This is a genomic window from Desulfovibrio sp. 3_1_syn3, assembly GCF_000145315.2.
In the GTDB taxonomy this organism is placed as follows: Bacteria; Desulfobacterota; Desulfovibrionia; order Desulfovibrionales; family Desulfovibrionaceae; genus Desulfovibrio; species Desulfovibrio fairfieldensis.
This window is the reverse complement of sequence record NZ_ADDR02000001.1, coordinates 1,241,898-1,256,513: the sequence shown is the minus strand read 5'-3', so window position 1 is coordinate 1,256,513 and position 14,616 is coordinate 1,241,898. Positions and strand designations below refer to the sequence as shown.

Annotated in this window: 12 protein-coding genes; 7 read left to right on the top strand and 5 right to left on the bottom strand. The window is 62.5% G+C overall.

The window, feature by feature from the left end:
- Nucleotides 1-23: 23 nt before the first annotated feature.
- The 7 genes from HMPREF0326_RS05270 to HMPREF0326_RS05240 all read left to right on the top strand — a co-directional run bounded on the left by HMPREF0326_RS05270 (nucleotide 24) and on the right by HMPREF0326_RS05240 (nucleotide 8,638).
- On the top strand, nucleotides 24-1,346 hold the full coding sequence (locus HMPREF0326_RS05270; RefSeq protein WP_008683446.1) for an aminotransferase class I/II-fold pyridoxal phosphate-dependent enzyme: 1,323 nt from the start codon (nucleotides 24-26) through the stop codon (nucleotides 1,344-1,346).
- Between the two features lie 104 nt (nucleotides 1,347-1,450).
- A complete protein-coding gene (locus HMPREF0326_RS05265; protein ID WP_008683445.1) occupies nucleotides 1,451-2,782 on the top strand; it encodes a glycosyltransferase family 4 protein in 1,332 nt (443 codons plus the stop codon).
- Between the two features lie 3 nt (nucleotides 2,783-2,785).
- Nucleotides 2,786-3,895 (top strand): polysaccharide deacetylase family protein, encoded by a 1,110-nt coding sequence (locus HMPREF0326_RS05260; protein ID WP_008683444.1) that lies wholly within the window; start codon nucleotides 2,786-2,788, stop codon nucleotides 3,893-3,895.
- Complete coding sequence (locus tag HMPREF0326_RS05255) at nucleotides 3,892-5,250, top strand: glycosyltransferase family 4 protein (protein ID WP_020990278.1); 1,359 nt, start codon at nucleotides 3,892-3,894, stop codon at nucleotides 5,248-5,250. The genes HMPREF0326_RS05260 and HMPREF0326_RS05255 overlap by 4 nt, the downstream gene beginning before the upstream one ends.
- Entirely contained in the window at nucleotides 5,238-7,157 is a 1,920-nt protein-coding gene (gene asnB / locus HMPREF0326_RS05250) for an asparagine synthase (glutamine-hydrolyzing) (RefSeq protein ID WP_020990277.1), read from the top strand. The genes HMPREF0326_RS05255 and asnB overlap by 13 nt, the downstream gene beginning before the upstream one ends.
- 155 nt (nucleotides 7,158-7,312) lie before the next feature.
- A complete protein-coding gene (locus HMPREF0326_RS05245) occupies nucleotides 7,313-8,173 on the top strand; it encodes a zinc metalloprotease HtpX (RefSeq protein WP_008683441.1) in 861 nt (286 codons plus the stop codon).
- Nucleotides 8,174-8,248: 75 nt separating this feature from the next.
- Nucleotides 8,249-8,638, top strand: coding sequence for a DVU_2496 family lipoprotein (locus HMPREF0326_RS05240; RefSeq protein WP_008683440.1), 390 nt, complete (start codon nucleotides 8,249-8,251; stop codon nucleotides 8,636-8,638).
- Between the two features lie 197 nt (nucleotides 8,639-8,835).
- On the opposite strand, the gene argJ is transcribed toward HMPREF0326_RS05240, so the two are convergent.
- The 5 genes from argJ to HMPREF0326_RS05215 form a co-directional block, all read right to left on the bottom strand.
- A complete protein-coding gene (argJ, locus tag HMPREF0326_RS05235; RefSeq protein WP_198012621.1) occupies nucleotides 8,836-10,020 on the bottom strand; it encodes a bifunctional glutamate N-acetyltransferase/amino-acid acetyltransferase ArgJ in 1,185 nt (394 codons plus the stop codon).
- A 180-nt stretch (nucleotides 10,021-10,200) separates the two neighbouring features.
- On the bottom strand, nucleotides 10,201-12,279 hold the full coding sequence (fusA, locus tag HMPREF0326_RS05230; protein WP_008683438.1) for an elongation factor G: 2,079 nt from the start codon (nucleotides 12,277-12,279) through the stop codon (nucleotides 10,201-10,203).
- Between the two features lie 96 nt (nucleotides 12,280-12,375).
- Nucleotides 12,376-12,846: a 30S ribosomal protein S7 gene (gene rpsG, locus HMPREF0326_RS05225; RefSeq protein WP_008683437.1), complete on the bottom strand. Its 471-nt coding sequence runs from the start codon at nucleotides 12,844-12,846 to the stop codon at nucleotides 12,376-12,378.
- Nucleotides 12,847-12,983: 137 nt separating this feature from the next.
- Nucleotides 12,984-13,355 carry a 30S ribosomal protein S12 gene (gene rpsL / locus HMPREF0326_RS05220; RefSeq protein WP_008683436.1) on the bottom strand — a complete coding sequence of 124 codons (372 nt, stop codon included), beginning with the start codon at nucleotides 13,353-13,355 and terminating at the stop codon, nucleotides 12,984-12,986.
- 111 nt (nucleotides 13,356-13,466) lie between these two features.
- Nucleotides 13,467-14,564 carry an ISAs1 family transposase gene (locus tag HMPREF0326_RS05215; protein WP_035073053.1) on the bottom strand — a complete coding sequence of 366 codons (1,098 nt, stop codon included), beginning with the start codon at nucleotides 14,562-14,564 and terminating at the stop codon, nucleotides 13,467-13,469.
- Between the last annotated feature and the right edge of the window lie 52 nt (nucleotides 14,565-14,616).

Here is a 14,616-nt window from a genome sequence, read left to right as displayed (position 1 = left end):
CGGACAATTCGCGAGGATAAGGCATGAAGAACAACCATTCCTGTCAGGCAGGCTCCACAGCGGCGGAACAGCGCGCCGTTGCGCCAAAGAGCTGCGCTTCCGGCTTCAACCGCATGCGTTCCAAACTCTCTTTCGAGCGGCTTGTGGAAATGGCCAGCCAAATGGGGATGGATAATCCTCTCTTTGTTTGCCACGATCGGGCGGCCAAGGCCACCACGCTGATCAACGGCAAGGAATTCATCAATTTTTCCACCTATGATTATCTGGACATCAACGCCCATCCCGAAATCACCGAGGCCGTGACCAAAACGGCCGGCATTTTCGGCACCTCGGCCGGAGCCAGCCGCCTGGTGGGCGGCGAGCGCCCGCCCCACCATGATCTGGAGCGCGCCCTGGCCGATCTGTATGAGGTGGAGGACTGCATCGTCTACGTCAGCGGGCACGCGGCCAACGTCTCCACCCTGGGCTTCATGTTCGGACCGCGCGACGCCATCTTTCACGACGGCCTGGCCCACAATTCCCTGGTTCAGGGAGCGCGCCTTTCCGGCGCCACGCGCTACTCATACGCCCACAACGACTGCGACGCGCTGGAGGAGATGCTTAAAGCCCACCGCGGCGAGCACAAATACGCGGTCATCGTTACCGAGGGGCTGTTCAGCATGGACGGCAACATCCCGGACCTGCCCCGGATCATTGAGCTCAAAAAGAAATACGACTGCATGCTCCTGGTGGACGAAGCCCACTCTTTGGGCGTGCTGGGCAAGACCGGGCGCGGCGCGCGCGAATATTACGGCATAGACCCCACGGACGTGGACATGTGGATGAGCACCTTGTCCAAGGCCATGTGCGGGTGCGGCGGTTTCATCGCGGGCCGCAGCGACCTGATAAAATTTCTCAAATACGGTTCGCCGGGTTTCGTATTCAGCGTGGGCATGCCCCCGGTCATTGCCGCGGCCTGCCGCAAGGCGCTGGAAATCATGCTGCGTGAGCCCGAGCGGGTGCATAAGCTCCAGCACATCAGCCGGTATTTTCTCGAATACGCCCAGAGCAAGGGCCTGGACACCGGCGCGGCCCAAGGCTATGCCGTCGTGCCCGTCATTGTCGGGGACTCCATGGTTTCCGGCTTCCTGTCCCAGCAGCTCTTCAAGCGGGGCATCTACGTCATGCCCGTCTCCTTCCCGGCGGTCAAAGAAGGCACGGCCCGGTTGCGCTTCTTTATTTCCGCGGCCCACACCGAGGAACATGTCCGCAAAACCCTGGATGCCGTGGTGGAAGAATTGCCCAACGCCCAGGCCATTGTGGAAAAATACCGGCGTGAGCATCAGGACGAAGCACAGGACGATTAGCATTCTTGCCCCGTCCGTGCCGTCCGATTCGGCGTTGACAGCAGCCTCGGCCGGACCGGCGCAAAACCGGTCCGGCCTTTTTTGCACTTCTTGCGGAGAATGCCATGTCCCGCTCCGAGGCGGCCCCCACAGCCGCGTCCCCAGACCCATCTTCCTCAGACGCCACACCTTCGGCCCGGCGAGGCGACGCCGTCACGCCCTTCTCTCTGGCCTATGTGCTGCTCTGGTTTCCTCTCTCCTCGGAAACCTTTATTTTCAGGGAAATCGTCCAGCTCATGGCCCTGGGCCTGCCCATCCACGTCTACACCATGTACGGCAAGGCCCTGAAAGGCTGCTCCCAGGAAATGCGGGACTTCCCAGGTCCGGTGCGCCGCATGGGGGCGACGGCCTTTTTCCGGATCTGGGCGGCGTTTTTCCGCGCCCTGCGGCGGGAACCGGGCAAGGTCTGGCGACTGCTGCGCGAAGGCTGCTTCCGCCGCATGCGCAATCTGGAGTCCCTGGGCGAAAATCTCTGGTGCTTTATGGCCGGTTTTCTGCTGGCCGAACAGTGCCGGGCCGACGGCATCAGCCTGATCCATTCCTCCTGGGCCAACGGCCCGGCCACCGCGGCCTGGGTGGCCTCGCGCCTGACGGGCATTCCTTTTGCCTTCACCGGCAGAGCCGGAGACATCTATCCCCAGGACGGCCTGTTGCGTGAGAAAGCGCGCGACGCATTGTTCATCCGTACCAACAATCAGGCCAATGTAGGCTGGCTGCAAAGTTTCTGCCCGCCGCGGCAGCAGGACAAGGTGCGCCTGGTCTACAACAGCCTGACCTTTACCGAGCGGACGGAATGCGCCCTGCCCATGCGGCCGCCCTACCGCCTGCTGGCCGTGGGCCGCTTCGCGCGCACCAAGGGTTTTCCCGAACTGCTGACAGCTATGGCCCGACTGCGGCGCGAGCAGGTGCCCGTGCGGCTCACCCTGGTGGGCGACGGCGGCTGGCGGCGCAAGCTCATGGCCCTGCGGCGACGACTGCGCCTGACCGACTGCGTGGACATGCCGGGTTTCCTGCCCCATGACCGGCTGCGCGAATTCATGCAAAACCACGACATGCTGGTGGTGCCCAGCGTGGTGCACAGCAACGGCGACCGTGACGGCATTCCCAACGTGATCATGGAAGCTCTTTCCCACCGCATGCCCGTGGTGGCCACGGACGTCTGCGGCATCTCCGAAGTGATCCGCGACGGGGAAACCGGCCTGCTGGTGCCCCAGCGCGACCCGCGCGCCCTGGCCCTGGCCGTGCGGCGCATGCTGGAAGACCGGGAGCGGGCCCTGGGCATGGCTGAAGCGGGCCGCGCGCTGGTGGAACAGATGTTCGACAGGGATACGAACATCACGGCCCTGCGCGGCCTTTATCTTTCGGCCGATCGCTCCCGGCGGACGGAACAGGGCTGAGCCATGCGCCGACGCGAGACGTTGTACCTGGTGGTCAGCCTGGATGTGGAAGAGGAGGGGCTGTTCGGCGGCCGCTATGCCCGCCGTGCGCCGCGCGTGACCAATACCGCGCAGCTCTCCCGCCTGGCGCCCCTGCTGGAACGGGGCGTGCGGCCCACGCTTTTCTGCGCGCACAGCGTGCTGACCGACCCGGCCTCACGCGCGATCCTGGCCCGGCTGCGGGACATGTCCGGCGCGGAAATCGGGGCGCATCTGCACCACTGGAACACGCCGCCCTTGGACCTGGACAGCCATGCGGGCGGGCAGTCGGATATGGCGGACGTGACAAACAGCGTGCCTGCGGCATCGGTTCCCGCTGCCCTGATGGCGGCCAAGCTGGGCACTCTGTTCCGGGTGGGCGAGGATTTTCAGGGCGCGCCCCTGACCTCTTTCCGCATGGGGCGCTGGGATCTGCACCGCGCGCATTGGCCTTTGCTGGCGCGGGCGGGCGTTTTGTGCGACGCTTCGGTGCGCCCTCTGCACTGCGCCAAAACAGGCGCGGATGGCGTCGCGGCCGGGCCGGACCACTTCAATGCCCCCAGCGATCCCTACTGGGTGCCGGTGGAGGGCAAACACATTTTTGAAGTGCCCCTGACGGTCACACCGCTGCTTCGCCCCCTGCCCAAAATGCTGAGAGCCCTCCCCGACGGGCCGGATTCATGGGGCCGGGCCGTGCGGGCAAGCCTGCGGCACTGGGGGGCTCTGGCCCTGCTGCCCGTTGAGCACCCGTTCTGGGCCATACGGGCCGTGACCAGTCTGTTCGCAGCCCGGGGGGGACGCGTGCTGTCGCTGACCTGGCATTCCTCGGAAATGCTGCCCGGCGGCGCGCCGCATCTGCCCGACGCAGCCTCGGTGGAACGGCTGATGACCAAAATCGAAGCCTATCTGGACTGGCTGCACGCGCATTGGGAGGTGCGCTGCCTGACCATGGACGGCCTGCGCCGGGAGCTGGGGAGCTCGGCGGCCTGCCCGCGTTCGGACGTCGCGTGCGACTGGACAACAGGGGCGGAACAGGAGAAAGAATCCGGACAAGGGGGAACAACTTGGGGAAGCGACCGAGGAGAACCCGCATGACGACAGAACAGATCAATCCATCCCCTCCCGGGGAAGGAAAACCCCTACCCGCCGGCCTACCCCATGTGGCTTATGTGCTCTTGTGGTATCCGCTTTTTACCCAGCCCTTCATTTTCCGCGAAGTGGAAGGACTCAAGGAACATCTGCCTCTGACCGTCTACAGCCTGTATGCGCGCAATCTGCGCCACTGCTCCACGGAAATGCGGGCGGCGGCGGACAGTGTGCGCACCTTCGGGATCAAAGCCGCGCCTCTTTTCGCCCTGGAACTGCTGCGTCAGTTGCTGACCCATCCCCTGCGCCTGTGCCGCCTCTTCCGGCGCAGCATGTTCCGGCGTTGGCGCAGCCTTGAAACCTTTGGCGAAAATCTCTGGGCTTTCGGCGCGGGCCTGTATCTGGGCCGTCGGTTCCGTGAGGACGGCATTGACATGATCCATGCGCCGTGGCCGCGCGGCGCGGCCACGGCGGCTTGGGTGGCCGCCGACATCGCGGGCGTGCCCTTTTCCACATCAGCGCGCGGCGACAATCTGGAACCAGCGGACCCGGACCTGGCGGACAAGTTGAGCGCGGCCCTTTTTGTGCGCGCCAACAACGCGGCGGACCAAGCCCGCATCGAAGCCTTTGACCGCAGCCAGGCCAGAGGCAAGGTAGCCCTGGTCTACAACAGCCTGACTCTGCCGCCGCCCGCCGTGGACTCCACGGCCTCCCGTTCCGGGGGCTGCACGCGGAAAACGCCGCGCCTGGAACAGGGCCCCGTGCGCCTGCTTGCTTTGGGTCGTTTCGACGTGACCAAGGGCTTTGACGTGCTGCTGACTGCCTGCGGCATCCTCCGGGAACGCGGCCTGAATTTCAGCCTGACCCTGGCCGGAGGCGGCGGCAAAGTCATGGGACTCGGGCAGTTGGGCGCGCAGCTGGTCAAAATGCGCAAGGATCTGGGCCTGGAAAAACAGGTCGACATGCCGGGCCTGATTTCCCACAACGAACTGCCGCGCATTCTAGACGAGCATGACATCTTCGTGGCCCCCTGCGTGGTGCATGCCTCGGGCCGACGCGACGGCATTCCCAATACGGTTATTGAAGCACTGGCCTACGCCCTGCCGGTAATCAGCACCACGGTCAACGCGCTGCCGGAGGTGGTGCGCGACCACGAGACCGGCCTGGCCATACCGCCCGGCGACCCGCAGGCCCTGGCCGAAGCAGTGCTCCGGCTGGTCGGGCATCCGGAGGAAGCCCGGCGCATGGGGCGCAACGGCGCGCTGCTGGCCCGGGACATGTTCGATCCCCATACCAACAACCTGCGGCTGGCCAAGCTGTTCATCAGCTGGTACGCCCACTGGAAAAAAACATGTGCGGCATAGCTGGCATCTGTCATCTGGACGGGGAAACGCTCTCCCCGGAAGCCGGAATCCGTGTCAAGGCCATGACCGACTGCCTAACCCACAGGGGGCCGGACGGCGAAGGCCTCTGGCAGGCCGGCCCGGTCTGCCTGGGGCATCGGCGGCTTTCCATCATTGACCTGACGGGCGGTACCCAGCCCATGCACAGCGCCGACGGCCGCCTGAGCGTGACGTTCAACGGCGAGATCTACAACTTCGCCGAACTCAGGGACGAGCTGGCGGCGGGCGGCGCGCGTTTCCAAACCAATTCGGACACGGAAGTCATTCTGGAAGGCTACCGCCGCTGGGGCGCGGACTGCCTGACGCGCTTCGACGGCATGTTCGCCTTCGCCCTCTGGGACGCGGAGCGCCGACGCCTGTTCTGCGCGCGCGACCGCTTCGGCAAGAAGCCTTTTTTCTATACCGTCCAGCACGGCTGCCTGTACTTCGCCTCGGAGCTCACGGCCCTGGCCCGCGTGCCGGAGCTGACCCTCACGCTGGACCCGCAGGCCGTCATGCGTTACCTGGCCTACGAATACGTGCCCACGCCCCAGACCGTTTACGGCGAAGTCCGCAGCCTGCCGCCCGCCCACCTGCTGCTCTCGGGACAAAGCGACGTCCGCCTGGAACGCTATTGGGACATGCCCGTGCCGGACGAAGCCGACCCCAGGGATGAAGGCGAACTCTGCCGGGAGCTGAACCATCTGCTCTCCCGCGCCGTGCGCCGCCGCATGGTCAGCGACGTGCCGCTGGGCGTCTTTCTCTCGGGTGGCATTGACTCCTCCATTGTGGCCGGGCTCATGGCCCGGCAGTCCGCCACGCCCATCAAGACTTTTTCCATCGGCTTCACCGAAGCCAGCTACGACGAATCGCGCTATGCCCGCATCGCGGCGCGAGCCTTCGGCACGGACCATCACGAGCGAATACTCTCGGCCGAGGAATGCGCGGACGAGCTGCCCGGCATCGTCAGCCGCATGGATGTGCCCATGGCCGACGCCTCGGTAGCGCCCACCTGGCTGCTCTCGGGCGTCACCCGCGAGCATGTCACCGTGGCCTTGGGCGGAGACGGCGCCGACGAACTCTGGGCCGGGTATGAGCACTATATCGGCTTCAAGGTGGCGGAGTGGTACAACGCCCTGCCCGCCTTTGTCCGGCGCGTGATCATCGAACCCCTGGCCCGGCATCTGCCCGCCTCGGCCGGGTATATCAATCCGCGCCTGGCCGTGGCTACGTTTCTGCGCGGGGCGCACGCCCCGGCCTGGCAGCGGGTGCAGACCATGCTCACGGCCTTCACCCCGGAGATGCAGCGCGAAATCCTGGACACACCCTGGCTGGAAGCGCACGGCGACTTTCTGCGGTCCGACCGGCTTTTCGCTCCCACGCGCGAGCAATACGAGCACTGGCTGCCGGAAAGCGCGGCGGCTCCCCTGGCACGCGCCTTTCACGTCTATGTCCGCCAGTTCATGCTGGACGACATCCTGGTCAAGGTGGACCGCTGCTCCATGCTCCATTCCCTGGAAGTGCGCGCGCCCTTCCTTGACCGGGACGTGGCCGAATTCGCGGCCCGGCTGCCCGTGCGCCACAAGCTGCACGGCTTCAAGCGCAAGTATCTGCTCAAAAAGGCCTTTGCCGACCTGCTGCCGCCGGAGATTCTGCACCGCAACAAGCGCGGCTTCCAGATTCCGGTGGCGGCCTGGCTGCGCGGGCGGATGCGCCCGCTCATGGAAGATCTGCTCAGCGAAGCACGCCTGCGCGGGCAGGGCATTTTCAATCCCCGTGCCGTGCGCGCGCTCATGGACGAGCATATTTCAGGCCGGGCGGATCTGCGCAAGCCGTTGTGGACGCTGCTGGTCTTCCAACTCTGGTGGCAGGCCAGAAAAAACAATTGAGCCTTTTGCCCCTGACGGCGTTGGGCTTCGCAACGCCGTCGACAAAAAATCTCGCTTGGCCCGAACCTTGCCAGCGCACATGCCATGCTTATATTTTATAGTCGTTACGATAGAGAAGACGCGCCCCAGCGCATTTTGAAGATAAGGAGAATGTTATGACCAGCCAGATAAAAACAGTTCTTCTGCTGGCCTTGCTGTCCGGCATCATTATCGTGCTGGGCGGCCTGATGGGCGGCCGCACCGGCGTGATCATCGCCTTCGGCCTGGCCCTCGTGATGAATGTGGGCAGCTACTGGTACTCGGACAAAATCGTGCTTTCCATGTACCATGCCCGGGAACTGGCCCCTGAGGAAGCCCCCTATCTGCACCGGATTGTGGAAGAGCTGGCCCGCAATGCCGGCATTCCCAAGCCGCGCGTCTGCGTGGTGCCGGAAGAGGCCCCCAATGCCTTTGCCACGGGCCGTGATCCGCAGCATGCGGTGGTGGCCGTGACCGAGGGCATCATGCGCCTGCTTTCGCCCGAGGAGCTGCGCGGCGTGGTAGCCCATGAAGTGGGCCATATCGTCAACCGCGACATCCTCATCCAGACCGTTGCGGGCGTGCTGGGCTCGGCCATTGTGACCCTGGCCAACATCTTTCAGTTCACCGCCATTTTCGGCGGCAACCGTGACGGCGAAGGCGGCGGCAATCCCATCGGCGCGCTGGTGTTGGCCCTGCTCGCGCCCATCGCGGCCGGGCTGATCCAGATGGCCATTTCGCGTTCGCGCGAATACCTGGCCGACGACACGGGCGCGGAACTGTGCGGCCAGCCGCTGGCCCTGGCCGGAGCCCTGGCAAAGCTGGGCGCGGCCAGCGGAAGGATTCCCATGCAGGAGGGCAATCCCAGCACGGAGCAAATGTTCATTGTGGCGCCCATGTTCAGCATTGACGGCAGCATGGCCAACCTGTTCAGCACGCATCCGCCGCTGGAGGAGCGCATCCGGCGTTTGCAGGCCATGGCCGCCGCCCGGCGTTAGGAGCTGTTTCTAAATAAGGATTTTTGTGGAAAATCCGCACCGCCCACCATCCACTTCACAACAAAGGTCGAGGTTATGAAACTACGCCTCCCGCTGGGAATTATGCTGGTCCTGCTGCTCGCCGCCTGCGGCGCCAAAAATGCGTCGGAGGAGCCGCCCGCTCCCCAGCCCGCGCCCTGCCCCTTTGTCTATGTTTATGCGCCGGGCAATTACATTATCGACATTGCAGGCGGCGCGGATGTGGTGCTCGACCCCATGGCGCAGGACTTTTCCCTCTTCTGTGCGCCCGCGGACGCCCGCGCGGCGCTCAACGCTGAAATCGCGGCGGGCCGCCTGCCCGAGGGCGATTGGCGCATCTACCGGGTGGAAGGCCAGTTCGACGACCTTGCCCAGAAGTCCGGTCCCAACCAGTACACGCTCAAACGTATGGCTCCCATTGTGGATTGGGTGACCGAAGACATCTGAGGCCGGACGCCGTATGCGGAACGCCCGCTCCTTGCTGAAAGGAGCGGGCGTTCTACATTTTGAAACGCAAAGCGTTTCATTTGCGCTTGAAATTATCGCTTAACGGTGAAATAAATTCGCCTTGCGATACTTTCGCGGTGCGGATTTTCACGGAAAATCCGCACCGCGCGTTGAGATATTTTCAATATCAAAACGCTCTAAGAACGGTAATCGGAATTCAGCGTCACATATTCATGGCCCAGGTCCGAAGCCTGGAACGTATAGCTGCCGGGGCCGTCACCCAGATTGATGTCCACAGCAATATCCTTGGCCTTGAGCAATTCGGCCAGCTTTTCCTCCTGATCGTCGTTCACCGGACGGCCCAGGCGGAAGCGTTCCACGCCGCAGAGGTGCAGGCCCACCTTGGCGGGATCGAAGCTCGCGCCGCTGTAGCCCACAGCTGTGACGATGCGGCCCCAGTTGGCGTCGCCGCCGTAGATGGCCGTCTTGACCAGCTGCGAATGCCCCACGCTGCGGGCCACCAACTCGGCGTCCGCGTCATTGCGGGCGCCGCGCACGCTGATATGGATGACCTTGCTTGCGCCTTCGCCGTCCATGACCAGCATGTGCGAAACCGTGCCCAGAATGGCGGTAAGGGCCTCTTCCAGCAACGCCAGATCCGCTTCATCGCGGGCGGCCACGCCGGACGCGCCGTTGGCCAGGCCCAGGATGGTGTCGTTGGTGGAGGTGTCGCCGTCCACACTGACCCGGTTGAAGGTCTTGTCCACGGCCCGGCCGAACATGGCCTGCCAGGGCTCACGCTCCACGGCGGCATCCGTAAGGGCCACACAGAGCATGGTGGCCATATTGGGGCAGATCATGCCCGCGCCTTTGGCCATGACTGTCAGGCGCACCGTGCCGCCGGAAAGCGTCACCTCGCGCATGGCGAATTTGGGAAAGGCGTCCGTGGTCATGAAGGCGCGGGTGAAGCCCTCGGCGTCGCGGCTGCCCAGGCTTTGAGCCAGGGTGGGCACAGCCTTGCGCCAGAGGTCCATCTTGAGGTGGGCTCCCACCACACCGGTGGAAATGGGCAGAATCTCCTGCGCCTCAAGGCCCGTGGCCTCGGCCGCCATCTCCTGGGTGGCCCGGCAGTTGTCCAGGCCCTCCTCGCCGGTGCAGGCGTTGGCCTGGCCGGAATTGGCCAGCACCGCGCGGGCCGTGCCGAAGGTATCCAGGATTTCCCGGCAGACCAGGACCGGCGCGGCCTTGAACAGATTCTGAGTGAACATGCCGGCCAGCACGCAGGGCCGGTCGGAAATTATCAGGCCCAGGTCGTCGCGGCCCGCCTTTTTGAAATTGGCCGCCGCGGCTCCGGCCTTGAAGCCTTTGGGAAGATCGTCAATCATTGTCTATCCTCATGCAAATGAGATGGCGCTTTGCTTCGCCGTCCACAGAACGGCATTCGAAATTTTTTCGTCGCTGACAAAAAAGACAAGCGGCGCGCCGACGGAGCGTAGCATACTACGTGACCGAGGCGCGCCGCGCGGTCTGATGCGGTCAGCGGCGAAAAGGGCCGAATGCCGCTAACTCTTGGCTTTCTGGATCTCTTCGGCCAATGCCGCCGGCACACGTTCGTAATGGTCGAACTGCATGGTAAAGGTGGCGCGGCCCTGGGTACGCGAACGCAGGTCCGTGGCATACCCGAACATAGAGGCCAGGGGCACCTGGGCGCGCACGCTCTGCGCGCCTCCGGCGCGGGCTTCCATGCTCTGCACGCGGCCGCGGCGGCCGTTGAGGTCGCCCATGACATCGCCCAGGTATTCCTCGGGCGTAACCACTTCCACATCCATGATGGGCTCGAGCAGCACGGGACCGGCCTTGTGCATGGCGTCCTTAATGGCCATGGAACCGGCCACATAGAAGGCCTGCTCCGAGGAGTCCACTTCGTGGTAGGAACCGAACACCAGGTTGACCTTGAAGTCCACGCAGGGGAAGCCCGCCAGCACGCCGGACTTCATGGCGTCCTGAATGCCCTTGTCGATGGCCGGGATGTATTCCTTGGGAATCACGCCGCCGGTGATGGAGTTGACGAACTCGTAGCCCTTGCCCGGATTCGGCTCCACCTCAATGACGCAGTGGCCGTACTGGCCGCGGCCGCCGGACTGCTTGGCATGCTTCATGTCCGACTTGGCGGGCTTGGAGATGGTTTCGCGGTAGGCCACCTGAGGCTTCCCCACATTGGCGTTGACGCTGAACTCGCGGGTCAGGCGGTCCACGATGATTTCCAGATGGAGTTCGCCCATGCCCGCAATAAGGGTCTGGTTGGTCTCCTCGTCGCCCTTGACCCGGAAGGAGGGGTCTTCCTTGGCCAGCTTGTTCAGCGCGGCAGAAAGGGCATCGCGGTCGGCCTTGGTCTTGGGCTCGATGGCCACTTCAATGACCGGCTCGGGGATGTTCAGGGACTCCAGGATCACTTCGTGCTTTTCGTCGCAGAGCGTATCGCCGGTGGAGGCGTTCTTCAGGCCCACCAGAGCCACGATGTCGCCCGCTCCGGCCCATTTGATGTCCTCGCGCTTGTTGGCGTGCATTTTGAGGATGCGGCCGATGCGCTCCTTCTTGCCGGTGTTGGCGTTATACACGCTGGTTCCTGATTCCAGGAAGCCGGAATAGATGCGGAAGAAGGACAGATGGCCGATGAAGGGATCGGAAAAGAGCTTGAAGACCAGACCGGCCAGAGGCCGCTTGTCGTCGCAGGGGCATTCGATGATCTCGTCTTCCTTGCCGGGCACGTGACCGATCATGGGCGGGATGTCCACGGGCGAGGGCAGATAGTCCACCGTGGCGTCCAGCAGGGGCTGCACGCCCATGTTGCGGAAGGCCGAACCGCAGAGCACCGGCACGATGTTCCGGGCGATGGTGGCCTTGCGGATGCAGGAGATGATTTCCTCTTCCGTGAGGGTTTCCCCGCCCAGGTACTTCTCAAGCAGGGCTTCGTCTTCCTCAGCCACAGCTTCCAGCAACTCATGGTGCTTTTCGTCGTACAGGTCCCGCATGTCGGCGGGCACGTCCTCTTCCACGAATTCGGCGCCCTTGGTGGTCTTGTCGAAGCGGATGGCCTTGCCCCGCACCAGGTCCACCACGCCTTCAAACTTGTCTTCCGCGCCGATGGGCAGCTGCAAAGGCACGGCCTTGGCGCCCAGACGATCGTGGATCATGCCCACGCAACGGAAAAAGTTGGCGCCGATGCGGTCCATCTTGTTCACAAAACAGATGCGCGGCACGTGATAGCGGTCAGCCTGGCGCCAGACCGTTTCGGACTGCGGCTCCACGCCGGCCACGGCGTCAAACACGCAGACAGCGCCGTCCAGCACGCGCAGGGAGCGCTCCACCTCAATGGTGAAGTCCACGTGGCCGGGGGTGTCGATGATGTTGATGCGGCAGTCTTTCCAGAAGCAGGTGGTGGCGGCGGAGGTAATGGTGATGCCGCGCTCCTGCTCCTGCTCCATCCAATCCATGGTGGATTCGCCGTCGTGGGTTTCGCCGATTTTGTGGGAAACGCCGGTGTAAAAAAGGATACGCTCGGTGGTGGTGGTCTTGCCGGCGTCAATATGGGCCATGATGCCGATATTGCGCTGTTTGTCTACGGGAACAGTGCGGGACACGGTATTTCCTCCATACTGCGGAAGGTGTGGTACCAAACCGACGCCGCTTCCTTACGGACGCGGCGTCGGCGGCATGCGATTCAAATCGGAACGGCCTTACCAGCGGTAGTGGGAGAAGGCCTTGTTGGCGTCGGCCATGCGGTGGGTGTCTTCGCGCTTCTTCACCGCACCGCCGCGGCCGTTGTAGGCATCCAGCAGTTCGGCGGAAAGTTTGGCGGTCATCCCTTTTTCGCCGCGCGAGCGGGAATAGTTGATCAGCCAGCGGATGGACAGGGAGACCTGACGCTCGGGACGCACTTCCATGGGCACCTGGTAGGTGGCGCCGCCCACGCGGCGGGCCTTGACTTCCATATGCGGCTTGACGTTGTCCAGGGCCTTTTCAAAGGCGCGCATGGGGTCTTCGCCGGTCTTTTCAGCCAGGGTTTCCAGGGAGCTGTAAAAAATCTTTTCAGCCGCGCCTTTTTTACCGTCGTACATCAGCCGGTTCACGAATTTGGTGACCAGACGGCTGGAGTACAGCGGATCGGGCAGCACTTCCCTCTTGGGAACGGGACCTTTACGGGGCATGGGGTTTCTCCTTCATGCTTGTATTGCGGCGTCACCAACCCCGCGACGCGCCGGCGCCCAGAGCAAAGCGGGCGGCCGTGGCGCGGCGCATGGCGCACGCCGGGCGGATTGGCAAAGGGGTTTGAAATGCCGGGAACCTACTTGGGACGCTTGGCGCCGTACTTGGAACGGCTCTTGCGGCGGTCGGCCACGCCGGAGGTATCCAGGGTGCCGCGCACGATGTGGTAACGGACGCCGGGAAGGTCTTTCACACGGCCGCCGCGGATGATTACCACGGAGTGCTCCTGCAGGTTGTGGCCTTCGCCGGGGATGTAGGCCGTCACTTCGATGCCGTTGGTCAGGCGCACGCGGGCGACCTTACGTAGAGCCGAGTTAGGCTTTTTCGGGGTGGTGGTGTAAACGCGGGTGCATACGCCGCGACGCTGCGGGCAGGCCTGCAACGCCGGGGTCTTCTTGCGTTTCACCACGGCTTTCCGCTCAATGCGGATGAGCTGATTGATCGTGGGCATGCATTCCTCCATAAGGAACAGTTAAACGGGGAAAACTCCAAGGGGTTGGACATAGCCCAGGCAAGGCGGGGCTGTCAAGGGGTGAGGCGCTTTCGCGCAGGGCAGACGCATCTAAATTCTGAGAGCCTGAAGGAGAAAATCTTCACTCAGCGCAATCTTGAACCTCTTGCCCTTCAAGCTCGATTTCCCCGGCATGCGCCGAAGTAAATTGAGGCAGATACTTCGCAAAATTCCAAGATTTTTGCCCGCATTACGAACCCGTGCTCGACTTTGATCTTCATCAAAAACTACATCAAGACACCAGTGCAAGGCGTTTTCTATCTGCCAATGAGCTCTCACGCTTTTAGCGGCACGCACTTCATCCTGAGCTAAACTACTTATGTAGTAACGACGGTTTGTCTCGATTTTTCCTCTACTTTCACGCACTGACTCAATAAGTACAAAGCTTTGCAAGCCAGCCCACTGCTCCTTATCGCTATACCAATCTATTGAAGGTGATTGCCAACACCGCCGGGTTTCAATACGGCCATGTTCTTTCTCAATTTGTTCAAATCCCGGTGGAACGTCACAGGATAGAGCATCCATATGCATACGTACTTCCTCGTAAAACATAGGATGATTGCTCTTCAATGCCAAAAGGTAAGCAGCCTGTTTCTCGATGGCTTTAGCCGCTACAACTTTTTGGCAGTTGAGCGCATCGGCCGTTACTACACACCCTTTCAAGTCCAGCATATCCATTAATTGGGGAATGGCTGTAATTTCATTACTCTTTTCTTCTACGGCCAGTTGTCCGAGAACCAAACGATTTTCCACGGACCAAGCGTTGAGCATATGTAAAGCTGTCCCATTCTTCTTGGTAGTGCGCCGGTGTGTTTTTCCGTCAAAGGCCACTATGTCGCCGGTCACTTTCTCCCGAAGACGTCGGGATAATTCAAGGAGACATTCGCCAAAGCAACTCGGGGAAATTGCCTGAAATACGCGGTTGAAGGTATCATGACTGGGAATGCTTTGCATGCCTATATGGCTGCTGAGCCAATCCTGCCTGGCATGGGCATAATCTTCCATGTCATAAAAGCCGTCACCGCCTGACAAGTACGAACATAAAGCAATAAACATAATAGTCCCAAGACTATGTATCTTTGTGCGCTCTACTCGTGGGTCAGGCAGGTCACGGAAAATAGCCAATGTGATTTCAATAGGGTCTTCCATAGCCCCCAGTCTATAGATCTTTTTTAGATGCGTCTGCCCTGACGACCAGAGC

What these genes read in the sequence shown, in the direction of transcription:
- HMPREF0326_RS05270 (WP_008683446.1), top strand. Translation starts at nt 24, where the DNA reads ATGAAGAACAACCATTCCTGTCAGGCAGGCTCCACAGCGGCGGAACAG.
- HMPREF0326_RS05265 (WP_008683445.1), top strand. Translation starts at nt 1,451, where the DNA reads ATGTCCCGCTCCGAGGCGGCCCCCACAGCCGCGTCCCCAGACCCATCT.
- HMPREF0326_RS05260 (WP_008683444.1), top strand. Translation starts at nt 2,786, where the DNA reads ATGCGCCGACGCGAGACGTTGTACCTGGTGGTCAGCCTGGATGTGGAA.
- HMPREF0326_RS05255 (WP_020990278.1), top strand. Translation starts at nt 3,892, where the DNA reads ATGACGACAGAACAGATCAATCCATCCCCTCCCGGGGAAGGAAAACCC.
- asnB (WP_020990277.1), top strand. Translation starts at nt 5,238, where the DNA reads ATGTGCGGCATAGCTGGCATCTGTCATCTGGACGGGGAAACGCTCTCC.
- HMPREF0326_RS05245 (WP_008683441.1), top strand. Translation starts at nt 7,313, where the DNA reads ATGACCAGCCAGATAAAAACAGTTCTTCTGCTGGCCTTGCTGTCCGGC.
- HMPREF0326_RS05240 (WP_008683440.1), top strand. Translation starts at nt 8,249, where the DNA reads ATGAAACTACGCCTCCCGCTGGGAATTATGCTGGTCCTGCTGCTCGCC.
- rpsG (WP_008683437.1), bottom strand. Translation starts at nt 12,846, where the DNA reads ATGCCCCGTAAAGGTCCCGTTCCCAAGAGGGAAGTGCTGCCCGATCCG.
- rpsL (WP_008683436.1), bottom strand. Translation starts at nt 13,355, where the DNA reads ATGCCCACGATCAATCAGCTCATCCGCATTGAGCGGAAAGCCGTGGTG.
- HMPREF0326_RS05215 (WP_035073053.1), bottom strand. Translation starts at nt 14,564, where the DNA reads ATGGAAGACCCTATTGAAATCACATTGGCTATTTTCCGTGACCTGCCT.